This window comes from Rhizobium sp. WSM4643, assembly GCF_025152745.1.
Classification (GTDB): domain Bacteria; phylum Pseudomonadota; class Alphaproteobacteria; order Rhizobiales; family Rhizobiaceae; genus Rhizobium; species Rhizobium leguminosarum_I.
The window spans coordinates 461,121-485,533 of sequence record NZ_CP104041.1 but is presented as its reverse complement, the minus strand read 5'-3'; the positions used below and the strand labels follow the sequence as shown (position 1 = coordinate 485,533).

At 61.9% G+C, this 24,413-nt stretch carries 22 protein-coding genes and 2 pseudogenes; 19 read left to right on the top strand and 5 right to left on the bottom strand.

What is annotated here, in order from left to right:
* Positions 1-257 precede the first annotated feature (257 nt).
* A complete protein-coding gene (locus tag N1937_RS26150; RefSeq protein ID WP_260059711.1) occupies positions 258-1,166 on the bottom strand; it encodes a GNAT family N-acetyltransferase in 909 nt (302 codons plus the stop codon).
* Between the two features lie 262 nt (positions 1,167-1,428).
* Between N1937_RS26150 and argE the strand changes: the two genes are divergently transcribed.
* From argE to N1937_RS26100, 10 genes are all read left to right on the top strand, one after another.
* Positions 1,429-2,550, top strand: a complete 1,122-nt coding sequence (gene argE, locus N1937_RS26145) for an acetylornithine deacetylase (RefSeq protein WP_260059336.1) — start codon at positions 1,429-1,431, stop codon at positions 2,548-2,550.
* A gap of 24 nt (positions 2,551-2,574) precedes the next feature.
* Positions 2,575-3,498 carry a 2-hydroxyacid dehydrogenase gene (locus N1937_RS26140; RefSeq protein WP_260059335.1) on the top strand — a complete coding sequence of 308 codons (924 nt, stop codon included), beginning with the start codon at positions 2,575-2,577 and terminating at the stop codon, positions 3,496-3,498.
* Between the two features lie 25 nt (positions 3,499-3,523).
* Positions 3,524-3,877, top strand: coding sequence for a cupin domain-containing protein (locus N1937_RS26135; RefSeq protein ID WP_260059334.1), 354 nt, complete (start codon positions 3,524-3,526; stop codon positions 3,875-3,877).
* Between the two features lie 129 nt (positions 3,878-4,006).
* The gene (locus N1937_RS26130; RefSeq protein WP_260059333.1) at positions 4,007-5,482 is read left to right on the top strand and encodes an aldehyde dehydrogenase family protein; all 1,476 of its coding nucleotides are present in this window, start codon (positions 4,007-4,009) and stop codon (positions 5,480-5,482) included.
* Positions 5,479-6,522, top strand: a complete 1,044-nt coding sequence (locus tag N1937_RS26125) for a tartrate dehydrogenase (RefSeq protein WP_260059332.1) — start codon at positions 5,479-5,481, stop codon at positions 6,520-6,522. The genes N1937_RS26130 and N1937_RS26125 overlap by 4 nt, the downstream gene beginning before the upstream one ends.
* 15 nt (positions 6,523-6,537) lie before the next feature.
* Complete coding sequence (locus tag N1937_RS26120) at positions 6,538-7,995, top strand: NAD-dependent succinate-semialdehyde dehydrogenase (RefSeq protein ID WP_260059331.1); 1,458 nt, start codon at positions 6,538-6,540, stop codon at positions 7,993-7,995.
* 350 nt (positions 7,996-8,345) lie between these two features.
* Complete coding sequence (locus N1937_RS26115) at positions 8,346-8,597, top strand: hypothetical protein (RefSeq protein ID WP_170279615.1); 252 nt, start codon at positions 8,346-8,348, stop codon at positions 8,595-8,597.
* Between the two features lie 16 nt (positions 8,598-8,613).
* A complete protein-coding gene (locus N1937_RS26110; RefSeq protein WP_260059330.1) occupies positions 8,614-9,378 on the top strand; it encodes a DUF6065 family protein in 765 nt (254 codons plus the stop codon).
* Positions 9,379-9,497: 119 nt separating this feature from the next.
* Positions 9,498-10,187: a hypothetical protein gene (locus N1937_RS26105; RefSeq protein WP_260059328.1), complete on the top strand. Its 690-nt coding sequence runs from the start codon at positions 9,498-9,500 to the stop codon at positions 10,185-10,187.
* On the top strand, positions 10,187-10,516 hold the full coding sequence (locus tag N1937_RS26100) for a hypothetical protein (RefSeq protein ID WP_260059326.1): 330 nt from the start codon (positions 10,187-10,189) through the stop codon (positions 10,514-10,516). Before N1937_RS26105 ends, N1937_RS26100 begins: the two co-directional genes overlap by 1 nt.
* 155 nt (positions 10,517-10,671) lie before the next feature.
* Here N1937_RS26100 and N1937_RS26095 read toward each other — a convergent pair whose 3' ends face one another.
* The 4 genes from N1937_RS26095 to N1937_RS26080 all read right to left on the bottom strand — a co-directional run bounded on the left by N1937_RS26095 (position 10,672) and on the right by N1937_RS26080 (position 14,480).
* Positions 10,672-11,946, bottom strand: coding sequence for an NAD(P)/FAD-dependent oxidoreductase (locus N1937_RS26095; protein WP_260059325.1), 1,275 nt, complete (start codon positions 11,944-11,946; stop codon positions 10,672-10,674).
* A gap of 13 nt (positions 11,947-11,959) precedes the next feature.
* Entirely contained in the window at positions 11,960-12,628 is a 669-nt protein-coding gene (locus N1937_RS26090; protein ID WP_222280754.1) for a haloacid dehalogenase type II, read from the bottom strand.
* A gap of 162 nt (positions 12,629-12,790) precedes the next feature.
* The gene (gene otnC / locus N1937_RS26085) at positions 12,791-13,465 is read right to left on the bottom strand and encodes a 3-oxo-tetronate 4-phosphate decarboxylase (protein WP_017956779.1); all 675 of its coding nucleotides are present in this window, start codon (positions 13,463-13,465) and stop codon (positions 12,791-12,793) included.
* A gap of 16 nt (positions 13,466-13,481) precedes the next feature.
* A complete protein-coding gene (locus N1937_RS26080) occupies positions 13,482-14,480 on the bottom strand; it encodes a LacI family DNA-binding transcriptional regulator (RefSeq protein ID WP_260059296.1) in 999 nt (332 codons plus the stop codon).
* 241 nt (positions 14,481-14,721) lie between these two features.
* Here N1937_RS26080 and N1937_RS26075 point away from each other — a divergent pair.
* The 9 genes and pseudogenes from N1937_RS26075 (at position 14,722) to N1937_RS26035 (ending at position 24,341) form a co-directional block, all read left to right on the top strand.
* Positions 14,722-16,040: pseudogene (locus N1937_RS26075) on the top strand (MFS transporter).
* A gap of 68 nt (positions 16,041-16,108) precedes the next feature.
* Positions 16,109-17,053, top strand: coding sequence for an L-threonate dehydrogenase (gene ltnD, locus N1937_RS26070; protein WP_260059294.1), 945 nt, complete (start codon positions 16,109-16,111; stop codon positions 17,051-17,053).
* A gap of 14 nt (positions 17,054-17,067) precedes the next feature.
* Positions 17,068-17,844 carry a 2-oxo-tetronate isomerase gene (gene otnI / locus N1937_RS26065; RefSeq protein WP_260059293.1) on the top strand — a complete coding sequence of 259 codons (777 nt, stop codon included), beginning with the start codon at positions 17,068-17,070 and terminating at the stop codon, positions 17,842-17,844.
* 3 nt (positions 17,845-17,847) lie between these two features.
* Positions 17,848-19,128: a 3-oxo-tetronate kinase gene (gene otnK / locus N1937_RS26060; protein ID WP_260059292.1), complete on the top strand. Its 1,281-nt coding sequence runs from the start codon at positions 17,848-17,850 to the stop codon at positions 19,126-19,128.
* 47 nt (positions 19,129-19,175) lie between these two features.
* Positions 19,176-19,349 (top strand): annotated as a pseudogene (locus N1937_RS26055) (nucleotide-binding domain containing protein); the annotation flags it as partial.
* Between the two features lie 155 nt (positions 19,350-19,504).
* Positions 19,505-20,341 (top strand): GNAT family N-acetyltransferase, encoded by an 837-nt coding sequence (locus N1937_RS26050; protein WP_260059291.1) that lies wholly within the window; start codon positions 19,505-19,507, stop codon positions 20,339-20,341.
* A gap of 13 nt (positions 20,342-20,354) precedes the next feature.
* The gene (locus N1937_RS26045) at positions 20,355-21,731 is read left to right on the top strand and encodes an aspartate aminotransferase family protein (protein ID WP_260059290.1); all 1,377 of its coding nucleotides are present in this window, start codon (positions 20,355-20,357) and stop codon (positions 21,729-21,731) included.
* A gap of 222 nt (positions 21,732-21,953) precedes the next feature.
* Positions 21,954-22,667 (top strand): HAD-IA family hydrolase, encoded by a 714-nt coding sequence (locus tag N1937_RS26040; protein ID WP_260059289.1) that lies wholly within the window; start codon positions 21,954-21,956, stop codon positions 22,665-22,667.
* 63 nt (positions 22,668-22,730) lie between these two features.
* Positions 22,731-24,341, top strand: coding sequence for an ABC transporter substrate-binding protein (locus N1937_RS26035; protein ID WP_260059288.1), 1,611 nt, complete (start codon positions 22,731-22,733; stop codon positions 24,339-24,341).
* Positions 24,342-24,413: the final 72 nt, after the last annotated feature.

The following is a 24,413-nucleotide window of genomic DNA, read 5'->3' as shown; positions in this document are numbered from 1 at the left end:
ACGAGCGATGACCCTGGACGGGAGACCTGTAAGAAATATCTGGTCGCAGTGGTATGCGTAGCATTCTGTGTTGCCGATCGATGCCTCAGTGTTCTCGCTCGAGACCATGTACCGCTGGGAGAGCCCGGTAGGGTTCTGAGAATACCACTCGCTCCGACCGGAATTCGAACGTCAGCAGGTTTTGACCTGCCTCCACGTCTGTCCCTACGCTTGATGCATGGCGAATGCCGGTTGCATCGGCGCCTATCCGGCCTGCGTCAACCGAGTGCCTGGCTGACGAGCGCATAGGTCCTCGGCTCGTGTCCCGGAACCGGGAGCCAGGGGCCGCCGAGCGACATGGTCGTCACGATATCGTGGACAGGAAGACCGCAGCGGGAGAGGAAATCGGAAAAGGTCCCGCCCTGCTCGCGTGTGTCGAGGCGCAGGAACGCCCCTGCATGCTCGGCCGCATGCGGGCGGACGACGGCGATCGCGTCCGCGTCACTGCACGCAACAATGGGACCGATGACATGGCCACGCCCGAACCGCCGGCAAAGCGAGAAAGCCTCGATCCGGCCGGCGCGGGTCAATACGATGCCTTTGGAGTTTGCCATCAGCCTGGCCAAGAGCAGCTTACGATCGGTGCCGAAGGCCACGCAATCCAGTTCGGCGATCGCTTCCAGATCGCTGGCCTCAACTGCCCGTATTGCGGCACCGGGCGGCAGCTCCACACCCGGCGGCGATATCGCTTCTCCCTGGCATTGAAAGACGAGCGCCTCGCGAACAAAGTTCAGGGAACGATAGAGACGTCGCGCTGCGCGCGTCGCATTCAGCCCGAGGTTCCGCCCGGCGACCTGCTCCAGCGCGTGGCCCATGAGCCATTGCCCGGCGCCATTGGTTTGAAGACGCGGCGAGGTGATGACCATACCGATCGTGGCAAATTGGGCATCGTAGGGAAACCACATCGCAGAGCCCAGGATGCGGCCGATTTCATCGATCGCCACGATACCCTGGCCGAATTCCCGCAAGAACTGCCAGTCTTCGCCACGATGCGGCCAGGCGACGGTCATCGACAGCGCATGCAACTTGTCGAGGGCAACGCTGTCGATCCCGGCGATATGTGTCTCGAAACTATCGACGAACCTGGATTCGGATGTCAGTTCACTCACTCCCACCCCCTGCCGCATTTTTCTGGCCAAGCCGGCATCTGGAAACTTCTCTGCCAAGACTAGAACAGATCGTTCGATACAATTCACTGGTGAGGCCGGCGCAAACACAACAATCGACCAAATCCGCTACACTTTCGGCAAATAAAGCCTGGAGCGTCCTCTAAAGTCATTGGCTAGGCCAATCGGCCGCTGTCGCCGTTCACCTTAAGAGCCCGGAAATGCCGTCTCCCGTCAGCCCAGTTGCAGGCACCTCGAAGATCCCCGCACTGTGAGGAATCCCATGCAGGCAATTGAAATTCTCGAAAGGCTCGTTGGTTTCCCCTCCGTCGTCGGCACGCCGAACGGCGAGATCGTGGCGTGGATCCGGCACTATCTGCAAAGCCACGGCGCTGTCGTCACGGAGCTCCCCGGCCCTGAGGGCGATCGGTCGAATCTCTTTGCCACGATCGGCCCGAAGGAAACGCCGGGCTATATCCTCTCAGGCCATATGGACGTGGTCCCCGCCGCCGAAAGCGGCTGGACCAGCGACCCTTTCCGCTTGCGGGCCGAAGCAGACCGCTTTTACGGTCGCGGCGCTACCGACATGAAGGGTTTCCTGGCCGCCGTTCTTGCGGCCGTTCCGGCGCTGGCGGAAACACCGCTTCGCCAGCCCGTCCACCTTGCCCTTTCCTATGACGAGGAGGCGGGCTGCCGCGGCGTACCCCACATGATCGCCCGCCTGCCCGAGCTCTGCGCCACTCCGCTTGGCGCGATCATCGGTGAGCCGAGCGGCATGCGGGCAATCCGCGCCCACAAGGGCAAGGCCGCCGCCCGGCTGACAGTCAGGGGCCGCTCCGGCCACTCCTCGCGTCCGGACCAGGGACTGAACGCAATCCATGCCATTACCGATGTTCTGGCTCGCGCCCGCGCCGAAGCCGAACGGCTCGCCTGCGGCCCGTTCGATCCTGTCTTCGAACCGCCCTACTCCTCGCTTCAGGTCGGCACGCTGAAGGGCGGCCAGGCGGTCAACATCATTCCAGACAGTTGCGAGGCAGAGTTCGAAGCGCGGGCCATTTCCGGCGTCGATCCCGCCGCGTTGCTAGCGCCGCTCCGCACGGCGGCCGAGGGGTTGTCGCAGCGCGGCTTTCAGGTGGAATGGCGCGAGCTCAGCGCCTATCCGGCGCTTTCGCTGGCCGCCGATGCGCCGCTTGCAGCACTGCTTGGCGAACTGACCGGCGCCGAGCCGCTCGCCGCCGTCAGCTACGGCACGGAGGCCGGGCTTTTTCAGCGCGCCGGCATCGATGCGATCATCTGCGGACCGGGCGACATCGGCCGCGCCCACAAGCCGGACGAATTCATCCTCGCCAGTGAACTTTCGGCCTGCCAGGCGATGATCGAGGCACTCGGCCGCCGTTGCGCCTGATGACATGATCGAGGATCGGATCCAATGACCTTTCTCTTCAATGCCGATGCGAAGCGCGGCGCCATATTTGCCGAAGCCTTCGCGCGGGAACTGCCCGACATTGCCTTCTCCATGGATCCCCAGTCGGTCGAACCGGACGCCGTGCGCTACCTGATCACCTGGACCGTACCGGAGGACCTCGCGCGCTATCGCAATCTCGAAATCCTGTTTTCGATCGGCGCCGGCATCGACCAGTTCCGTATCGATACGGTGCCTGCATCGGTCAAGGTCGTGCGCATGGTCGAGGACGGCATCATCAGGATGATGCAGGAATATGTGACGCTGGCGGTCCTTGCGCTCCATCGCGACCTGCCGGCCTATCTCGACCAGCAGCGCCGCCGGACCTGGCAGACCATCGCTCCTAGGCAAGCCTCGGACCGCCGCATCGGCGTGCTCGGCCTCGGCATGCTTGGAAGCGCAGTGCTCGAACGTCTGCAGCCCTTCGGCTTTCCGCTTTCGGGCTGGAGCCGCAGCCCGCGCGAGATCGACGGCATCCGATGCCTGAGCGGCCAGGACGGTCTCGATACTCTGCTTGCTACCACCGACATTCTCGTCTGCCTGCTGCCGCTGACGGATGAGACGCGCGGCTTCCTGAATGCCGAGCTCTTCGCCGGACTGCCGGCCGGCGCAGCCCTCGTCCATGTCGGCCGAGGCGCCCAGCTCGACCACCAGGCGCTCGTCGACGCGCTCGACGCCGGACATCTCTCCGGCGCCGTCGTCGACGTCACCGAGCCGGAACCGCTGCCTGAGGACCACGCCTTCTGGAACCATCCGAAGATCCTGCTGACGCCGCACATTGCGAGTGCCACCCAAGCTGAAACCGCCGCGGCTGCCGTGATCGGCAACATCAAACGGCACCAGGCGGGCCTCGATCCGATCGGGCTGATCGATCGCAGCCGCGGCTACTGAGTTCTCAACCCAGGAAAGCAAAATCATGTCCCTCCTCAAGACGATCGATACCAACCCGACCTTCGCGCCGCGCGAGTCCGGCCCGCTCCCGGAACGGCTGATCTCGGGCGATCCGGCCTTCAAGACCTGGGCGCAGGACATCGCCCGCGGCGAGACGGTTCATAGCGGCGTCTGGGAAGCCACACCCGGCGAGACGCGCTCAATCAAGGGCGAGACGTTCGAGTTCTGCCACATCCTTTCCGGCCTGGTCGAAATCACGCCGGAAGGCGGCGAATCGGTGGTCTACAAGGCCGGCGACAGCTTCGTCATGAAGCCAGGCTTCGTTGGCGTCTGGAAGACGATCGAGACGGTACGCAAGATCTACGTGACCGTGACCTAACGCCGACGCCGTAGATTTGACTGCGGCGGCGGCGAAAACGCAATTTTTCGCCGCTGCGGCACTGCCGGTCGATGCATGCTGCTCGCCTTCCCCGGTTAGGCTTGCCTCAGCCCATCCCGAGGACATGCGATGACACTCAGCTTCGATCCGAACACGATTTCCCTGCCCGTCGGACATTTCATCGGCGGCCGGCTGGTTCCGGCCGAGGCCGTCATCGACATGCATCGCCCATCCGACGGCAAGGCTTATGCAGGCTGCCCGCTGGCCGACGAGGCCCTTGTCGACCAGGCCGTCGAAACCGCCAGGACCGCATTGAAGACGAGCAACTGGGGTGGCGTACGGCCACGCGAGCGAACCGTGGCGCTGCAGCGCTGGGCGGACATGATCGAGGTAGAGGCGGAAACCCTCGCCAGGCTCGAAGCGCTCTCCTCGACACGGCCCGTCGGCCATCTCGTCGCCGGCGACATCGCCGTCACCGCCGAGCAGATCCGCTTCTTTGCCGAATTCGCCGATAAGGAAGGCGGCGACCTCGTCCCAACCGACGACGCGAACTTCGGCATGATCATGACCGAACCCTATGGCGTCGTCGGCGCCATCACGCCCTGGAATTTTCCCTTGTCCATGGCCGGCTGGAAGCTCGGCCCGGCGCTGGCGGCGGGCAATGCGGTGGTGCTGAAGCCGTCGGAAATGACGCCGTTTTCGACGCTCTATCTCGCCGAACTTTCGGTGCGAGCCGGCCTGCCGGCCGGTCTCGTCAACATCGTGCTCGGCGACGGCCCAACCACCGGAAATGCGATCACCGGACATCCGGGCATCGCCAAGGTCAGCTTCACGGGCTCGACTGCGGCCGGCTCGGCAATCATGACCAACATCGCCCGCACCGGCGTCAAGCCGATGACGCTGGAACTCGGCGGCAAAAGCCCGCAACTGGTCTTCGCCGATGCCGATCTCGAGCTTGCAGCCGGCGCAATCGCCGGCAGCATTCTCTCCAACGCCGGCCAGGCCTGCGTTTGCGGATCCCGCCTGATCGTCGAGGCGAAGGTGGCGGACGCGCTCGCAGCCGCACTCGTCAAGAGGCTCGCGGCCATCCGCCCCGGCCCCACCTGGGATGAGGCAACCGATTATTCGCCCGTCATCTCCGAACGCCAGATTGCCCGCATGGACGGTATCATCCGCGCAGCCATCGACGACGGCGCCGAATGCCTCACCGGTGGCCGCCGGCTCGACCGCGAAGGTTATTTCTACGCACCGACCCTGATATCAGGCGTGACGGCAACATCGCCGGCGGTTCTTGAGGAAATCTTTGGACCGGTGCTGACCATTCAGACCTTTGAGGATGAGGAAGAGGCGTTGAGCCTCGCCGATCATCCGGCCTATGGGCTTGCCGCCGGCCTCTTCACTCGCGATCTCTCGCGTGCCATCCGCGTGACCCGCCGCCTGCAGGCCGGCACCGTCTGGGTCAACCGTTACGGCCGCTCACGCGACCATATCCTGCCGACCGGGGGCTACAAGCAGTCCGGCATCGGCAAGGATCTCGGCCGCGACGCCTATCTCGCCAACCGCAAGAGCAAGAGTGTGCTCATCAGCCTGGAGGACCTGCGATGAAAACCTACAAGATCGCCCTTCTGCCCGGAGACGGCATCGGCCCCGACGTGACGGCTGCAGCCTGGGCCGTACTCGAAAAGGCAGCCGGCCTGAACGGATTTTCTCTTGATGCAACCAGCTATCCCTGGTCCTGCGACTACTATCTGGAGAACGGCAGCATGATGCCCGCCGATGGCATCGAAACGCTCCGATCCTTCGATGCCATCCTGCTCGGCGCCGTCGGCTGGCCTCGCAAAGTGCCGGATTCGGTGTCGCTGCATGGGCTTTTGCTGCCGATCCGCAAGGCCTTCGTGCAATATGCCAATATCCGCCCGCACCGGCTGCTGCCGGGTGTGCAGGGACCGTTGCGGTCTGACGGCTTCGACATCCTCTGCATTCGTGAAAATACCGAAGGCGAATATTCCGGCGCCGGTGGCCGCGTCCACCAGGGGACCGATAATGAAGTGGCTGTGGAGACCTCGATTTTCACCCGCACGGGAGTCGAGCGCATCCTGCGCTTCGGCTTTGAGCAAGCACGGGCGCGACGCGGCAAGCTTGCCTCTGTGACGAAGTCCAACGCGCAGAAATATTCGATGGTCTTCTGGGACGAGATCACCCAGAGGCTTTCAGCCGAATATCCCGATGTCGAGGTGACCAGCTACCATATCGACGCCATGGCCGCCCGCATGGTCATGGCGCCCGATAGTCTCGACGTCGTGGTCGCCTCCAACCTGTTCGGCGATATCCTGACCGACCTCGGCGCCGCTATCCAGGGCGGGCTTGGCTTTGCAGCCTCCGCCAATATCAATCCCGATCGCTCGGCGCCATCGATGTTCGAACCGGTCCACGGCTCGGCGCCCGATATCGCTGATCGCGGCATCGCCAATCCGATCGCCGCCATCTGGTCGGGCGCGATGATGCTGGAGCATTTGGGAGAAACGGCTGCCGCCGCAAGGGTGATGGCATCAATCGAGGCGACGACGGCAAACGGCATCGGCGCAATTCCCGGTAAGGACAAGACCGACGCGATCACGGCATCGGTGCTTTCGGCACTTGGCTGATCAATGGAGAACAGAATGAACGGACTAAGGGATAGCAGCCTGTTTCGTCAGCAAGGGCTGATCGACGGAGAATGGCGCGGGGCTGAAACCGGGCGCACGATCGAGGTGATCGATCCGGCGACCCAGCATATGCTGGGCACTGTGCCCGACATGGACGGAGCCGATACGAGGGCGGCAATCGCCGTCGCGGAAAAGGCCTTTGCTCCATGGCGCGCCAGGACCAATGCCGAGCGCGGCGCATTGCTGGAAGCCTGGCACGATCTGATGCTCGACAATATCGAGGATCTGGCGCTGATCCTCACCCGTGAGCAGGGCAAGCCGCTGACGGAAGCGCGCGGCGAAATCCGCTACGGCGCCTCGTTCATCAAATGGTTCTCCGAGGAGGCGCGCCGCATCGGCGGGACGACCATTCCCTCACCGACGGCGGATCGGCGGATCGTCGTTCTGAAGGAGCCCGTTGGCGTGTCGGCGATCATCACGCCGTGGAATTTTCCGAATGCGATGATCACCCGCAAGGTCGGGCCGGCGCTCGCCGCAGGCTGCACGGTCGTTATCAAGCCATCGGACCTCACCCCCTTTTCGGCACTGGCGCTCGGCGTCTTGGCGGAGCGCGCCGGCATCCCGAAGGGGGTGATCAACATCGTCACCGGCATGCCGGCCGGCATCGGCGACGAACTGATGGCGAACCAGACCGTCCGCAAGATCTCTTTCACCGGCTCGACCCGCGTCGGCTCGCTGCTGATGCGCGGCGCGGCCGACAGCGTCAAGCGGCTTAGCCTTGAACTCGGCGGCAACGCACCCTTCATCGTCTTCGACGATGCCGATCTCGATCTTGCCGTGGAAGGTGCTATCGCCTCGAAATTCCGCAATGGCGGGCAGACCTGCGTCTGCGCCAACCGGCTTCTCGTCCAGTCCGGCGTCTACGAGGCCTTTGCCGCCAAACTTTCCGCGCGCGTATCGGCCATGAAGGTCGGGGCCGGCACGGATGCCGGCACGGATATCGGGCCGATGATCAACAGAGCGGCGATCGAGAAGATCAAGCGTCATGTCGACGATGCGGTGGAAAAGGGAGCGCGGATCCTCGCCACCGCAGGTTCCGTGCCTGAAGGCGATCAATATGCGGTGCCGATGGTGCTCGGCGGCGCGACGACCGAGATGCAGCTTGCCAGCGAAGAGACCTTCGGACCCGTTGCCCCGCTTTTCCGTTTCGACAATGAGGAAGAGGCGATCCGCATCGCCAACGCCACGCCCTTCGGCCTTGCGGCCTATTTCTACACCGAGAGCCTGAAACGCTCCTGGCGGGTCGCCGAAGCGCTCGAATTCGGGATGCTCGGCCTGAACACGGGGGCGATCTCGACTGAGGTGGCTCCCTTCGGCGGCGTCAAGCAATCCGGCCTCGGTCGTGAAGGCGCCCAATGCGGCATCGACGAATATCTGGAAATGAAGAGCTTCCACATCGGTGGGCTCGCCTAACTACAAGAAAACAAAAAAGCGCCGGGACATCATTCCGGCGCTGGATGATCGGAGCGACGGTCGATGCTCCTGCTGGAGCAACTCCGACACATCATTTTGAGTACTCCGCAGCCTTGGCGGATGTCTGCAAAATTGCGGTGCCCAAACAACATTTCTTTGACGCTGCTTTGACGGCAGGTTGTTCTACAGCATGTTAAGATTTGGGGGACGCGCTGGTGAAAGCGCTTCGGCAAGAAGACGCCAGCAGAAGCAAATATCAGCCTCCCGCGCTGCTGAGCCAGGTTGACATGCGCGGCTGTAATGCTAGCCTCGGTAGGCGACAGTCTCGTCGCTTTACTATAGGTGGTGATATGAAACATGATGATTCACTCGCCAAGCAGCGAGTTGCGTACAAAGCAGCTGACTTTGCCGACGCCGGCAATGTTCACATCGCCAACAAAAGCCCCATGTTTGCCATCGGCGATTTCATCGATGATGGCAAAGTGCATATTGCAAATAAAAGTCCTGCATTTGACATTGCCGATTTCGTTGATGACGGCCGAGTCCATATCGCGAACAAGAGCCCTGCTTTTGATGTCGCCCTGATGGACGAAGCAGCGTAAGGGTTGCAATCAGATCATGCGCAGCTTGGTTCAGCCGGAGTCCGACGGTGACGTCGGCATAACATTTTTGCGCATGATCCCGTCGGCTGTGAAGCCGATCCCTGCGGATTCCTCAGCCTCGGGTACGCTTCCTGTTCGAGCCTACAGATATTGCGAGCCGATCAGGCTGGCATCGCAGCTGGGGTGGTACGTATTTCCGCCCATAGACTTCCGCGTGGTATGGGATGGAAGGGTCATTCTATTCAAATGCGCGGGCATCGACAGTTGGATACAGGCGGACACTCTCCAGTTTCCAAAATTCAAGGCTCACTTCAATGCCTCCGCGCCTGCCGAGGTGCAAGGATATTCTCCGCCGTTCATATCCTCCGTGCCGGAGGGCGGTTCGTTCCAATTGTGGAGCGGGCTCGTCCTGAAAACGCCCCCCGGAGTTTTCGCTTATGTTCGCGCCCCCATCAATCACACTCCCAACAATCACACATTCACGTACGAAGGCATCGTCGAGACGGACGCCTGGTTCGGCCCGCTCTTCACGAACATCAAAATCCTGAAGACCGACACCGAGATCATCTATCGGCGAAACCAGCCGATCCTGCAGGTTTTTCCGGTAAATTTCGATTTCCTGTCCCTTGGGACCGTCAGAGACTTCGGCTTCGTGGAATCCCTCGATGAGTTCGGGGAGGATGACTGGGCGGCGTACAAAAGCACGATTGTCGATCGCGTGGGGCCAAAGCGGGAAAAGGGCAGCTACGCCAAGCAATCACGAAAGTCCAAACGGACATGAGGGAGAGGCCGTCAGGCGGAAGGCTGCTCTTCCTGTCGGTGCTCTCGGCCGCATCTGCCTACACAGCCGATATCTCTATTTTCCCGATCATATTGGCAAGCTTGTCTAGGGGATACGAGATGAGCGCCGCAGACAGCATTCTTCTCGCCTATTCCTATAATATCGCCTTGGTTGCGGGCATCGTTCCTTCGTATTTTGCCCGGACTCCGCATATCCTTCTGAGCCTGTTTCGATTGGGGCTTGTCCTGTTTTTGGCCGGGGCGGTTCTGCTGTTCGCTTCGGGCGCCTTTTACGGTCTCTTGTCAGCGCGGATTCTGATGGGCCTGGGAGCGGGGATTTTCTCACCGCTTATCCCTTCCATCATTTCGATCATGTACAAGGAAAAGGCAAAGTATCTTTCCTACTGGGCGACGACAACAGGAGCCGTCTGCGTGATCGCGCCCCTGGCGTTGATCATGGCCGCGCAGCTGTTCGCTCTTCGCAGTTCGGTTATTTTGATCGTTCTCTTATCGATTCTGGCTTTCTTTCTAGCTGGGAAATCCACGGCGGTGGTGTCTGAAAGGGCCTCCTCCACGGAGGTCACCGGATCGCCGTCGATGTCATGGAAGGGCCTGCTGTCGGTTCTTGTGACGGTTTTCGTCATCTACGGCCAAGTGACCTGGCTCATCTGCTCCGTTCCGCTTAGGGCTGCTCATGGCGGGGCCACCGATACCTATTTGGCGCTCCTCGGAGCGTCGCCGTGGGTTTCATTCACCATCGTCTGCTATATGATGAGCAGGGTCAGCCGTGTCTATTTTCCGAGTGTTTGATGGTCTCGGCAATCCTGGCTGGCGCGGGTCTGATCATTTTCATGCACTTGTCAATAGATTCCGCAAGCGGCCTCTTCTTCGTCATGTTTGTCGCGGGCGCCGCGATGGCGATCGCCAACATTCCGTCAACGGCCCTCGCGTTCTCCTATGTCGATGCATCCAGATTGGGATTGATTTCGTGCCTGGACATCCTGGCGGCCCGGCTTGGCGGGGCTTTCTATCTCTATCAATTCGACTGGGCGTCGCCCGGTGTCGAAATCGTATGGTCAGGGATACCGCTGATGCTGTCGCTGGGTTTCATACTCATGCCGCAGCGTAAGCTTGAATAGCGTTGTCAGTCGGCTAGGATGATTTCAGGCATGTTCGGCCCAAAATCTGAATCCTATTCCAAATTAAATAATTAGAGTATGATGTCGTCCGAAAACCGCTCACACTTTTCGGCATCATGCTCTAGAACAGTGGCTGCAAGAACTGATCCGGCCTGTTACTGGAAGCGATCGAGGGTCTTGTAATAGAGCCCGACGAGCGGCAGAAACCAAGGCTTTCCGAAATGGCCGGGGACGGCGGGCCAGTCGAGACCCTTGATCGGGTTACGGTCGGCCTTGCCGAGGATGGCGTCGGCCATGATCATGCCGAGATGGGTGGAGAGCTGGGCGCCGTGGCCGGAATAGCCCATGGCATACCAGACACCATCGACATAGCCGGCGCGCGGATAGCGGTCCTTGGTCATGTCGACGAGGCCGCCCCAGCAATAGTCGATCTCGACGCCGGCAAGCTGTGGGAAGATTTCAGCCAGGCTGGCGCGGAGAATGTCGCCGCTCCTTGCGTCTGATCGTTGATCGGACGTGGCGGAAAACCGGGCACGACCGCCGAAGATCAGCCGCTTGTCCGGCGACAGCCGGAAATAGTTGCCGATGTTCATTGAGGTGACGCAGGTGCGGTTGCCCGGCATCGTAGCGGCGATTTCGGCATCGGTCAGCGGGCGGGTGGCGATCAGGAAGCTGCCGACGGAAACGATCCGGCGGCGAAAATAGCTGAAGAGCGACGGCGTATAGGCGCCGGTCGCGACCAGGACGTGGTCCGCGGTAACTGTGCCGCGTGCCGTCGTCAGGCTGTGGCGACGATTGCCCTGCCGGTGCGCGGTCACGGCTGCCTTTTCGAAGATGACGGCGCCGTGGCGGACGGCCGCGGCGGCCAGCCCGGCGACATAACGGCCCATATGCATCATCGCGCTCTTCTTCGAGAGCATGGCGCCATGGAAAGGCGAGCCGACCTCGTTTTCCAGGTCGCTCGCCGTCAGAAGTGCCGTGTCCGGATCGACTTCTCTGTGAACAGCCTCGAAATTGCGGGCAATGGCATCGAAATGCTGCGGCTTGGAAGCGAGCTTCAGCTTGCCGGCGCGGCGGAAATTGCAGTCGATTCCCTCTTCGGCAATGATCGCCTCGATCGTATCGATGGAATCGTCGAACGCCTTGTAGAGGGCAACGGCCCGCTCCACGCCGAGTGTGGACTTGGCTGAGAGGAAACTATGGGCGAGCCCATTGTTAAGGTGGCCGCCATTGCGTCCCGACGCTCCCCAGCCGACCCGTTCGGCCTCCAACGCGACGACCTTGACGCCGACTTTAGCAAGCTGGCGCGCCGCGGCAAGCCCGGTGAAGCCGGCGCCGATGACGGCGACGTCATAATGTCCTTCGACAGGGCCTTCTGCGCCGCCGGCAAAGACTGGTGCCGTGTCGTGCCAGTAGGATTCGAACTGCATCCGCGTGTCTCCGTCAGAGCCCGACGACGCCAGGCAGGCCCGAGATGTCAGGAATTTCGACATAACCGTAATAAGGATTGGCCGGCTCATGGCCGCGATTGACCCAGACCTTGTTCTTGATGCCGAGATCGTGGGCCGACATCAGGTCGTAGCGGAAGGAGGACGAGCAATGCAGCACGTCTTCCGGCCCGCAGCCCAGCATATCGAGCATATATTCAAAGCCCCTGAAGCGTGGCTTATAGGACTGCGCCTGCTCGGCGGTATAGACCGCATGGAAGGGGGCGCCCAGTTTTTCGACATTCGACATGATCTGCGAATTCATGGCGTTGGAGAGGATGACCAAAGGGATTTCCTTGGCGACCTTGGCGAGACCGGCCGGGACATCTGAATGTGGCCCCCAGGTCGGAACCCGCTCATAGATCATCCGGGCGGCTTCATCGCGAAATGTCACGCCATTGCGCTTGCATGTCCGCTCGAGCGAATTGTGCACCACCTCGGCATAGGGTTTCCAGGCGCCCATGATCTCGTCGAGACGATAGGCAGCGAAATTCTTGATGAACTCCGCCATGCGTGGCTCGTCGAGCTCTTCGCCGTAGAGGTCGCGCGCCGCCTCCGCCATCTGAAAATTGGTCAGCGTGCCGTAGCAGTCGAAGGTAATGTATTTCGGATGAAACGTCGTCATCTGCGTATCCTTGAACGATCGGAGCTGTCACAATCATAGGCACCGCTTCACCCACAGCTCGCCTGAATTGGCGGCATCGGAAGCAGAATCTATCGTATCGAAAGCAGGGTTTGGCAGAAGGTTGCGCGTCTGCCCGCGGTAACGTCCGGCGGAGTGACGCCTTCAATCGCCGTCGTGATCGTGATCGTGATGCGACGGAAGGTCGAGGCCGAAGGTGTTGACGAGATCGGCCACCTGCGCCGGGCTGAGGAAACGAGGATTGAGGTTGCGCAACAGCAGATAGAGCTTCGCCGTTTCCTCCAGTTCCTCGGTCGCAAAGACCGCCGCCTCCAGGCTGTCGCCGGCGACAACAGGTCCGTGATTGGCCAGCAGCACCGACGAATACTTGCCCGCCAGCCCACGGATCGCGTCGGCCACTGCCGGATCGCCGGGACGATAATAGGGCACCAGCGCGGTTTCGCCGGCGCGCATGAGATAATATGGCGTCATCGGCGGCAGGGCGGCGCGCGGATCGATCTCCGGCAGCATGGTCAGTGCCACCGCGTGGGTGGAGTGAAGATGGACGATGGCGCGTGCGCTGCCGCGCGTATCGTAAAGGGCAGTGTGCAGCGGAATTTCCTTGGTCGGCTTGTCGCCGGACAGGAGCCGGCCCTCGGCATCGAGCCTGGAGATCCGCGCCGGGTCGAGAAAGCCGAGCGAGGCGTTGGTCGGCGTAACCAGCCAGCCGCCATCCTCCAGCCGCAACGATATGTTGCCCGATGAACCGGGCGTCAGCCCGCGCTCGAATAGCGAGCGGCCGTATCGGCAGATTTCCTCACGCAGGCGCGCGTCGGACATGACAGTTCCTCCAATATTACGCGGTTGCCCCTTCGATCAGTTCAAAGCCGAGATCGACGGACTGCGGCGGCGCATTAGCGACGACCAGTTGCGCGGCTATCTCCCCGGTCGCCACGCGCGGCGTTCGGATGGTCGACAACGGCTGTGGGGTTGCCCGGCCGATATCGAGGCCGTTATAGCCGAAAATGGCGAGCTTCGAGGGGATCGCGATCCCCTCGGCCAGACAATGAAAATAGCCGCCCAGCGCCATGTCGTCGTTGGAGAAATAAACCGCATCGAGATCGGTCGTCCGGGCAAGCAGCCGCTCCAGCCCCAACCTGCCGTTTTCCACGGACGAAGCGCCTGGGAGAATTTCGCGAGCGACGAGCGGGGCGTCATGCGCATCGAGCGTTTCGCAGAAGCTGGAAAACCGCTTGCCAGCGCGGGTATCGCGGTTCAGGTCGTGACCGACATAGCCGATCCGGCGATAGCCCCGCTTGAGCAGGAAGGCAGCGCTCTCCCGCCCGGCCGCGCGGTTCGAGAAGCCGACGGCGATATCGAGAGCATCGCCGTCGAGATCGAGCAGTTCGACGACCCGGCACCCGCTGGCGCGCAGCATCTTCACCGTGCCCTCGGTATGCTCGCATCCCGCCAGCATGACCGCCGCCGGCCGCCAGGCGAGCATCGCGGCGGCGAGCGCTTCCTCCTTGCCCGGATCATAATCGGTCACCGAGAAAACTGCCTGATACCGGTTTTCCTCCAGAACGGCGCTGGCACCGCGCAGCACATCGGGAAAGACGATGTTGGACAGCGAGGGAATGACGAAGGCGACAAGACGCGAACCGGTGGAGGCGAGCGTTCCCGCGATCCGGTTCGGCACATAGCCCAGCCGCTCGACGGCGGCCATTACCCGCTCGCGCGTCTTGCCGGAAAACGAACCGTGGTTGCGCAACACGCGCGACACCGTGCTCTCGCCGACACCGGCCGCTTCCGCGACCTCGGCAAGCGTCACCGTCGCCTGATGTTTGAATTCCATCGTTACGTTTGAACCCGACTGTTGAGGTGGTTACCCGGCCTGCCCGCCCGATGACCACCGCTCTGCACCCATTTTTCACCGCTCCCGCCAAGAAGCAAGGTTTTTTTGGCAGCGCTACCAATTTACCATTGGCAGCGCTGCCAAAATGGTTTAATTAAAATGGCAGCGCTGCCAACAAATGGTTCGGCGTGCCGCGGGAGGATCGACAGGAGACCGCGGCAACAATCGGAGGAGAAAAATCATGACGCTGCAGACGCAGGCGCCAGCCGTTGGCGCACATCCCGCCCAGACGCTAGAAGACCGTGCCTATGGCAAGGTATTCTTGCGCATCGTACCATTTTTTTGATGCTGTGCTACGTGGTCGCCTATCTCGACCGCGTCAATGTCGGCTTTGCCAAGCTGCAGATGTCGAGCGAGCTCGGACTTTCGGAAGCCGCTTATAGCATCGGCGCCGGCATTTTCTTCATCGGCTATTTTCTGTTTGAAGTGCCGAGCAACATCATCATGAACAAGGTTGGCGCACGGGTGTGGATCGCCCGTATCATGCTCACCTGGGGCATCATTTCCGCCGCTTTCACGTTAACCTCCTCGGAAACCGTCTTCTATGCCCTGCGTTTCCTGCTGGGCGTTGCCGAAGCCGGATTTTTCCCAGGCATCATTCTTTATCTGACCGCCTGGTATCCGGCCCATCGCCGCGCCAGGATCATCACCACCTTCATGTCCGCGATCCCGATATCCGCCATTTTCGGCAATCCGCTTTCGGGCCTCCTGATGGACAGTTTCCACGGGACGCACGGCCTTTCCGGCTGGCAGTGGATGTTCCTGATCGAAGCCATTTCAGCCATTCTTTTCGGCGTTGCGACGTTCTTCTACCTTGATGATACGATCCAGGGCGCGAAATGGCTGAACGATGAGGAAAAAGGCGTGCTGACGGCCAATATCGAGGCGGAGAACCGGGCCAAGACGGCAAGCCCGCACAGTATCGGCGCAACGCTGACCGACCGTCGCGTCTGGCTGATGTGCCTGATCTATTTCTGCTTCGTGCTCGGGCAGTATGGCCTGAATTTCTGGATGCCCACCATCGTCAAGGCCTCGGGCGTCAACGGAAACCTCAATATCGGCCTGATTTCGGCGATCCCTTATATCTGCACATTCGTCGTGATGCTGGCGCTTGGACGTTCCGCCGACAGGCTGCGCGAACGCCGCTGGCACCTCGTGGTCCCGGCACTCATCGCCGCCGGTGGCTTTGTCGCGGCGACGATGGCGACGAGCACGGCGGTCTCGATTGTCTGCCTCTCGCTGGCTGCTGCCGGCGCCATCAGTTGCGCGCCGCTGTTCTGGTCGCTTCCGACGGCATTTCTCGCTGGCACGGGCGCTGCGGCCGGCATTGCCTGGATCAATTCGGTCGGCAATCTCGCCGGGTTTCTCGGGCCGTTTCTGGTAGGCTATCTCAAAGACTTCACCGGCACCAACAGCGCCGGCCTGTATCTGCTGGCGGCTGCCTTGGTCATTGGTTCGCTGGCCGTGTTGACGGTTCCCGCGAAAACCGTCAATCGCTGAACAACAGCCCTTCCGGGATAGCACCCGGAGGGGCGCAGACCTTTCTCAAGATACCGGAGAAGCTCCTCATGTCACCGCTTGCTGAAAACTCGGGCTCGGCCGTTGTCGCGGCCGTCATCGGTCTTGGTTCCATGGGGCTTGGAATGGCCCTGTCGATGAAGCGCGCAGGTCTCGACGTCGTTGGATATGATGTCACGCCGGCGGCAGTGGACCGCTTCGTCGACGAGGGTGGACGTGGCGCAGCTACCCCCGCTGATGCGGCAAAGGACGCCGACATTGTCGTCTCCGTGGTCGTCAACGGCGCGCAGACCGAGGCCGTGCTGTTCGGACCTCAAGGCGTCGCGCATGCGATGAAGCCCGGCGCCGTCTTCATCTCGTCGGCAACTATGGATCCAGCCGTCGCGCGCGATCTGGCACAGCGGGTGGAAGCTCTCGGCCTGCATTATCTCGACGCGCCGATTTCGGGCGGCGCGGCCAAGGCGGCGCGTGGCGAACTGACGATCATGGCATCCGGCTCCAGACAGGCCTTCGATACGGCGCGCCCGGGTCTCGACGCCATGGCCGCCAAGGTCTATGAGCTCGGCGACGAGGCCGGAAAAGGTGCTGCCTTCAAGATGATCAACCAGCTTCTCGCCGGCGTGCACATCGCAGCCGCCTGTGAGGCCATAACCTTTGCCGCCAAGCAGGGCCTAGACCTCGACAAGGTCTATGAGGTGATCACGGCTTCGGCCGGCAATTCCTGGATGTTCGAAAACCGCGTGCCGCATGTGCTGGCCGGAGACTATACTCCGCTCAGCAGCATCGAGATTTTCGTCAAGGATCTCGGTATCGTCCAGGACATGGCCCGCTCCGAGCGCTATCCGGTACCGCTCGCAGCAGCGGCCCTGCAAATGTATCTGGCCGCCTCCGGGGCCGGCATGGGCCGTGACGACGATTCCTCGCTCGCGCGGCTTTACGCCAGGCTTTCCGGCGCTGAATTGCCCAGCTCGACCAAAGAGCCGCAGAGCCTGTAAAAGGAACGCTAGACATGCCAGTTTTCGCCGCCAACCTGACGATGATGTTCAACGAATGGGCGTTCCTCGACCGCTTCGACGCCGCAGCCGAGGCCGGCTTTGCTGCGGTCGAATATCTGTTTCCCTATGAAGCCACGCCGGAGGCAATCGCCGAACGGCTTGCCCGCAACAATCTGCAGCAGGCCCTGTTCAACCTGCCGCCGGGCGACTGGGCAGCAGGCGAGCGCGGCATTGCTGCCCTTCCCGGACGGTTCGATGCGCTGAAAGCCGATGTCGAACGGGCACTGGACTATGCGGCGGCGACGGGGGTCAGACGGCTGCACCTGATGGCAGGGATCGCCGACCGTCATGACGAAGACGCCTCCTCCTGTTACTGGCGCTCCGTCACCTATGCCGCCGGGCGGCTTGCGGAAAAGGGCATCGATCTCCTGCTCGAGCCGATCAACGGCCGAAACATGCCTGGATATTTCCTCAACGACTTCGCCGCCGCCGAGCGGCTGATTGCCGAATGCGGCCTGCCGAACCTGAGGCTGCAGTTCGACATCTATCACCGCCAGATCATCCACGGCGACGTCACTATGGCGTTGCGACGTCTGCTGTCGATCACCGGCCATATCCAGATCGCCAGCGTGCCGTCACGCAACGAACCGGATGGGGAGGAGTTGAACTATGCCTATCTGTTCGGCGAAATCGACCGCCTTGGGTATGACGGTTTCATCGGCTGCGAATACATCCCACGCGGCCACACACTGGACGGTCTTGGCTGGTTCAAGCCTTTTGCACGGAGCTAGACGATGGCTATTTTGCTCGGATCAATCGCTGACGACTATACGGGCGCCTCCGACCTCGCCAACACGCTGACGAAGAACGGCCTGCGCACGGTGCAGACGGTCGGCATCCCCGATCCGTCGCTGGCACTACCGGATGTCGACGCCGTGGTCGTTTCGCTGAAGATCCGCTCCGTCCCGGCCTCGGACGCCGTGACGGCGGCGATGAGCGCCGAGCGATGGCTGCGCCAGCGGGACGCCGGCCATGTGCTCTACAAGATCTGCTCGACCTTCGATTCCACCGACGCCGGCAATATCGGTCCGGTCACTGAAGCATTGAGCGATGCTGCTGGCGGCGGTGTCGTGCTGGTGACGCCCGCCTTTCCGGAAACGGGACGCACCGTCTATCTTGGCCATCTCTTCGTCGGCGGGCAGCCGTTGAATGAAAGCCCGCTCAAGGACCACCCCCTCAATCCGATGCATGACGCCAATCTCGTTCGGGTTCTCACCCGCCAATCGCGCAATGCCGTCGGATTGATCGATCTCACCACCATCACGGCCGGACCCGGCGCCGTCAAGGCGAGGCTTGACGCGCTCCGCGCGGCAGGCGTCACTGCTGTCATTGCCGATGCAATTTTCGAACGCGACCTTGAAACGCTCGGCGAGGTCGCGTTGGAAACGCCGGTCTCCACCGGTGCGTCCGGCCTCGGACTCGGCCTGGCCCGCGCGCTCGTCCGCTCCGGTCGGATATCCTCCGGCGGTGCGACGACGGCTGACGCCATTCGTCCCGTGGGCGGACTTTCCGCGATCGTTGCCGGCAGTTGCTCCAAGGCGACGCTACACCAGCTCGACATCGCCGAACGGTCGATGCCCGTTTTGCGGCTCGACCCGGAGCGGCTGCTTGCCGGTGCCGATGAGATCGCCGCGGCGATTTCCTGGGCTGGAGACCGCATCTCCGCCGGCCCCGTCGTCGTCGCCGCGAGTGCTGCGCCTGAAACCGTGTCCCGGCTGCAATTGCTTTATGGACGAGAGGCCTCCGGCCACGCGATCGAGACCGCAACGTCGATCATCACAGCCGAACTGGTGGAAAGAGGCGTGCGCCGCCTTGTGGTCGCAGGCGGCGAAACCTCAGGAGCGGCGGTCGACAGGCTCGCCATTCCGGCATTTCTGATCGGCCCGGAGATTGCGCCCGGCGTGCCGGTGCTGCGCACGATCGGCAATGCGCAGGGCGATATGCTTCTGGCGTTGAAATCAGGAAACTTCGGAGGCGAGGATTTCTTTACCGCAGCGCTGGCAATGATGCACTGACAGGGTCTGGATCCGATGAATATCGATCGGTTCTAGCATAAGATGCGGCGGCCCATGACAGCAGCGCCATTCCGGCATTTCTGATCGGCCCGGAGATTGCGCCCGGCGTACCGGTGCTGCGCACGGTTGGCAATGCGCAGGGCGATATGCTTCTGGCGTTGAAATCAGGCAACTTCGGAGGCGAGGATTTCTTTACCGCAGCGCTGGCAATGATGCGCTGACAGACCCGGGATCCGATGAATATCGATCGGTTCCAGCATAAGATGCGGCGGCCCATGACAGCAGCGCCATAAGATACTGCTTCAACCATGGCCTTCAGACGATCTGCCCGCCGGCGCTCCGGCAGACTGGCGGGCACGACATGAAGGACGCCCCCATGCAAGCAAGTCAGATCGAAATCGTCCCGTTCGGCCCCGATCATCTGGAAGCCGCCGTTGCGCTCTCAAGACAGGCGGGCTGGCCGCATCGGACGGAAGACTGGCAGCTGGCGCTCGCCTTGAGCGACGGGATGGTTGCGGTCGAGGATGGCAGGGTCGTCGGCACCGTCCTCGTCACGCCTTACAAGTGCGATTGTGCGACGATCAATATGGTCATCGTCGACGAGACGATGCGCGGCAGGGGTCTCGGCCGGAAACTCATGGACGCCGCATTGCTGGCCGCGGGAGACCGGCCGTTGAGGCTGGTGGCCACGACGGCAGGGCTGCCGCTCTACCAAAAGCTTGGCTTCCACGAGACGGGAACGGTGCTGCAGCACCAGGGCCTTGCCGGAGACATCGCCGCGCCGGCGGAAACGCAAGCCGCCACCGACGCCGACCTTCCTGCTATCGCGGCACTCGACCGCCTTGCCTTCGGCGCCGACCGCGAAGGGCTGCTCTCTTATTTCACCAAGATCGGCGAATTCGCCGTCATTCGCCGTGACGGCCGCATTTCCGGGTTCGCTTGCCTGCGTCCTTTCGGCCGCGGCGAAGTGATCGGCCCCGTGGTGGCTGCCGAGCTCGGGCAGGCGAGGAAACTCATCGAACATTTCATCGCCAGGCGGCCCGGACGGTTCCTCAGGGTCGACACCACTGATGAGACCGGGCTTTCCCCATGGCTCGCCGAACAGGGGCTCGCCCATGTCGGCGGCGGAATCACGATGACAAAGCCGTTGATTCGCGACGCCGCCGATCCGACCGCCACCACCTTTGCCCTCGCCAGCCAGGCACTCGGCTGATCCGGAGATTTCCATGTACAGTAATTCCCTCATCGAACTCGATCGCGCCCACCTCATCCATCCGGTCGCCTCCTATCGCGGCCATGAAAAGCTCGGCGTGCGTGTGCTGGCCTCTGCCAAGGGCGCGACGGTCACCGACGCATCGGGCAAGCAACTGATCGACGGCTTCGCCGGTCTCTGGTGCGTCAATGCCGGTTACGGCCACGAAAGCATCGTCGAGGCGGCGGCCCGGCAGATGCGCGAGCTTCCCTATGCTACCGCCTATTTCGGCCTCGGCTCGGAGCCCGCGATCCGGCTTGCCGGCGAACTCGCCGACCGCGCGCCGGGCGATCTCAACCATATCTATTTCACCCTCGGCGGCTCCGATGCGGTGGACAGCACGATCCGCTTCATCCGCTACTACTGGCATGCCCGTGGGCAGCCTCGGCGCGATCAGTTCATCTCGGTCGAACAGGGCTATCATGGCTCATCGACGGTCGGCGCGGGCCTGACCGCGCTGCCTGCCTTCCATGCCGGCTTCGGTCTTCCCTTCGACTGGCAGCATAAGATCCCGTCTCACTATGCTTATCGCAACCCGGTGGGGGACAATCCGCAGGCGATCATCGACGCCTCGCTTGCGGCGCTGAAAAGCAAGGTCGAGGCGATCGGGCCGGAACGCGTTGCCGCTTTCTACGTCGAACCGATCCAGGGCTCGGGCGGCGTTCTGGTGCCACCGAAAGGCTGGATGAAAGCCATGCGCGAATTCTGCCGCGAGTATGACATCCTTTTCGTGGCGGACGAAGTGATCACCGGCTTTGGCCGCACCGGCCCGCTTTTTGCCTGCAGCGAGGATGAGGTCGTGCCCGACCTCATGACGACGGCCAAGGGTCTCACCTCCGGGTACGTCCCAATGGGCGCCGTCTTCATGGCCGATCATGTTTATGAAACGATCGCCGAGGGCGCGGGTGCTGCCGCCGTCGGCCATGGCTATACCTATTCGGCCCATCCAGTCAGCGCCGCGGTCGGCCTCGAAGTCCTGAAGCTTTATGAAAACGGCCTTCTCGAAAACGGCGTCAGGGCCGGCGCACGGCTCATGCGGGGCCTGGAGTCGCTGAGAGATCATCCGCTCGTCGGCGATGTCCGTGGCCGCGGCATGCTCGCCGCCGTCGAACTCGTGGTCGACAAGGTGAACAAGACGCCGTTGCCGGCATCCGCCGAACCCTCCCGCCGCATCTTCGATCGCGCCTGGGAGAACGGCCTCGTCATCCGCGCCTTCGGCAATGGTGTGCTTGGCTATGCTCCGCCGCTCTGCTGCACCGAAACGGAGATAGACGCGATCGTCGAGCGCACCCGCATCACGCTGGACGAGACCCTGGAGGACCCCGATGTGCGTCGGGCGCTGCAGGCTTGAGAATATCGCGAAACCGTCAGATTCGGTATTTTGTGCCGCCTCATGCCGCCTATTCGGAGAATTCGGCGCGGTGCAGGTGACACACTGAAATCAACGAAAGGCCCGGATCCCGGCAAATGCGGGCCTTTCATGCAAGAGCGGGACAATGACCCCGCCAGCGGAACAGAATTTTCTTCTTCGAGAAGCCGCGCTCCCATCGGAGCCGAACACTGGGGAATTCACGTGAGCAAAAGCCTTTCGGAATTCAAATATATGACCTTCGACGTCGTCGGCACGCTCATCGACTTCGAAGGCGGCCTCAAGACCTGCCTAACCGAGATCGCGGCCGAGGCGGGGACTGAAGTCGACGGCGAGCAGGCTCTTAGCCTTTACCGCGCAGCCCGCTACTCCGAAGACGCCGATCTCTTTCCCGACGACCTCGTTCGCGTCTACCTCGCGATCGCGCCGAAGCTCCGCCTGCCCGCCGAGCAAAAATATGGCGAACAGCTGCGGGATTCGGCAAAGAGCTGGAAGGGTTTTGCCGACAGCGCCGCGGCGCTGGCTAGACTTTCAAAAGATTACCGCCTCGTTGCGATGACCAACGCCCGCCGCTGGGCATTCGATTTCTTCGAGAAGGAACTCGGAAATCCCTTTTATGCCGCCTTCACAGCGGATGATACGGGGACCGAGAAACCCGATCCCGCCTTCTTCGAGAAGGTGGTCGACTATGTCGCCTGGGAAGGACATTCGAAAGACGACATCCTGCATGTCGCCCAGAGCCAATACCACGATATCGGGATCTCCAGGAAACTCGGGCTGACCAATTGCTGGATCGAGCGGCGACATGCCGAGAAGGGTTACGGCGGCACGATCGAACCGGCCGAGTTCACCAAACCCGACTACCATTTCACCTCCATGGCCGGCCTTGCCGATGCCGTGGCCGCCGCGCGCGCCTGACTTTGAAAACCGATCGGGCCAGCCCGCAACGGGCAGCCCGCCACACAAGAAAAGGGGAATGAGATGAACGACAAGATCACCAATTGGACCAGATCCGACGACGCCATGGTCGAAAGCGCCATCCGTCGCGGCGCCACCCGTCGCGAATTGCTGCATATGATGCTTGCGGGCGGCGTGGCGCTGTCTGCCGGCGGGCTCGTGCTTGGCCGCGCCGGCAAGGCGCTCGCCGCCGCGCCCGTTTCCGGCGGCGCGCTCAAGGCGGCCGGCTGGTCGTCCTCGACGGCCGATACGCTCGACCCCGCCAAGGCGTCGCTCTCCACCGACTATGTCCGGTGCTGTTCCTTCTATAACCGGCTCACCTTCCTCGACAAATCAGGCACGCCGCAGATGGAGCTTGCCGAAGCGATCGAGTCCAAGGATGCGAAGACCTGGACGGTCAAGCTGAAGACCGGCGTTACCTTCCATGACGGCAAGCCGCTGACCGCCGATGACGTGGTTTTCTCGCTGAAGCGCCATCTCGATCCGTCCGTCGGCTCGAAGGTCGCCAAGATCGCCGCACAGATGACCGGCTTCAAGGCGGTCGACAAACAAACCGTCGAGATCACGCTGGCCAGCCCGAATGCCGACCTGCCGACCATACTGTCGATGCATCACTTCATGATCGTTTCCGACGGCACGACCGATTTCACCAAGGCCAACGGCACCGGCGCTTTCGTCAAGGAAGTCTTCGAACCGGGTGTTCGCTCGGTCGGGATCAAGAACAAGAACTACTGGAAATCCGGCCCGAACGTCGATTCCTTCGAATACTTCGCTATCAGCGACGACAATGCCCGCGTCAACGCGCTGCTTGCGGGCGACATCCATCTCGCGGCCACGATCAATCCGCGCTCTATGCGCCTCGTCGAGGCCCAGGGCGACGGCTTCACCTTGTCTAAGACGACGTCCGGCAACTATACCAACCTCAACATGCGACTGGATATGGAGCCCGGCAACAAGCGGGATTTCATCGAGGGCATGAAGTATCTCGTCAACCGCGAACAGATCGTCAAATCGGCGCTGCGCGGTCTCGGCGAGGTCGGCAACGATCAACCCGTTTCACCGGCGAACTTCTATCATGACGCAGAGCTGAAAGCGCGGACCTTCGATCCCGACAAGGCGAAGTTCCATTTCGACAAGGCCGGCGTTCTCGGACAATCCATCCCGATCATCGCCTCCGATGCGGCGAGTTCCTCGATCGACATGGCCATGATCATCCAGGCCGCCGGCGCCGAAATCGGCATGAAGCTCGATGTCCAGCGAGTGCCATCCGATGGTTACTGGGACAATTACTGGCTCAAGGCGCCGATCCACTTCGGCAATATCAACCCGCGCCCGACCCCTGACATCCTCTTCTCCCTGCTCTACACCTCGGACGCACCGTGGAACGAAAGCCACTACAAATCGGAGAAATTCGACAAGATGCTGATCGAGGCGCGTGGTTCTCTCGATCAAGAGAAGCGCAAGACGATCTACAACGAGATGCAGGGCATGGTCGCCCAGGAAGCTGGTACAATCATTCCGGCCTATATCTCGAACGTCGATGCCACGACCGCCAAGCTCAAGGGCCTGGAAGCCAACCCGCTAGGCGGCCAGATGGGATACGCTTTCGCGGAATATGTCTGGCTTGAAGCCTGATTAAGCAAAGCAGACTGGGGCTGCAGCCGCGCCCCAGTTCGTCCATCTGCATTGATGGAACTCAACTCGAAC

Bases quoted from the DNA above. Each gene is read 5' to 3' on its own strand.
- N1937_RS26050 (WP_260059291.1), top strand. From the start codon at position 19,505: ATGCAAGCAAGTCAGATCGAAATCGTCCCGTTCGGCCCCGATCATCTG.
- N1937_RS26045 (WP_260059290.1), top strand. From the start codon at position 20,355: ATGTACAGTAATTCCCTCATCGAACTCGATCGCGCCCACCTCATCCAT.
- otnC (WP_017956779.1), bottom strand. From the start codon at position 13,465: ATGTCCGACGCGCGCCTGCGTGAGGAAATCTGCCGATACGGCCGCTCG.
- N1937_RS26125 (WP_260059332.1), top strand. From the start codon at position 5,479: ATGAAAACCTACAAGATCGCCCTTCTGCCCGGAGACGGCATCGGCCCC.
- N1937_RS26120 (WP_260059331.1), top strand. From the start codon at position 6,538: ATGAACGGACTAAGGGATAGCAGCCTGTTTCGTCAGCAAGGGCTGATC.
- N1937_RS26150 (WP_260059711.1), bottom strand. From the start codon at position 1,166: ATGCGGCAGGGGGTGGGAGTGAGTGAACTGACATCCGAATCCAGGTTC.
- ltnD (WP_260059294.1), top strand. From the start codon at position 16,109: ATGTCACCGCTTGCTGAAAACTCGGGCTCGGCCGTTGTCGCGGCCGTC.
- argE (WP_260059336.1), top strand. From the start codon at position 1,429: ATGCAGGCAATTGAAATTCTCGAAAGGCTCGTTGGTTTCCCCTCCGTC.
- N1937_RS26135 (WP_260059334.1), top strand. From the start codon at position 3,524: ATGTCCCTCCTCAAGACGATCGATACCAACCCGACCTTCGCGCCGCGC.
- N1937_RS26100 (WP_260059326.1), top strand. From the start codon at position 10,187: ATGGTCTCGGCAATCCTGGCTGGCGCGGGTCTGATCATTTTCATGCAC.
- otnI (WP_260059293.1), top strand. From the start codon at position 17,068: ATGCCAGTTTTCGCCGCCAACCTGACGATGATGTTCAACGAATGGGCG.
- N1937_RS26035 (WP_260059288.1), top strand. From the start codon at position 22,731: ATGAACGACAAGATCACCAATTGGACCAGATCCGACGACGCCATGGTC.
- N1937_RS26095 (WP_260059325.1), bottom strand. From the start codon at position 11,946: ATGCAGTTCGAATCCTACTGGCACGACACGGCACCAGTCTTTGCCGGC.
- N1937_RS26080 (WP_260059296.1), bottom strand. From the start codon at position 14,480: ATGGAATTCAAACATCAGGCGACGGTGACGCTTGCCGAGGTCGCGGAA.
- N1937_RS26090 (WP_222280754.1), bottom strand. From the start codon at position 12,628: ATGACGACGTTTCATCCGAAATACATTACCTTCGACTGCTACGGCACG.
- otnK (WP_260059292.1), top strand. From the start codon at position 17,848: ATGGCTATTTTGCTCGGATCAATCGCTGACGACTATACGGGCGCCTCC.
- N1937_RS26130 (WP_260059333.1), top strand. From the start codon at position 4,007: ATGACACTCAGCTTCGATCCGAACACGATTTCCCTGCCCGTCGGACAT.
- N1937_RS26140 (WP_260059335.1), top strand. From the start codon at position 2,575: ATGACCTTTCTCTTCAATGCCGATGCGAAGCGCGGCGCCATATTTGCC.
- N1937_RS26105 (WP_260059328.1), top strand. From the start codon at position 9,498: ATGAGCGCCGCAGACAGCATTCTTCTCGCCTATTCCTATAATATCGCC.
- N1937_RS26115 (WP_170279615.1), top strand. From the start codon at position 8,346: ATGAAACATGATGATTCACTCGCCAAGCAGCGAGTTGCGTACAAAGCA.
- N1937_RS26110 (WP_260059330.1), top strand. From the start codon at position 8,614: ATGCGCAGCTTGGTTCAGCCGGAGTCCGACGGTGACGTCGGCATAACA.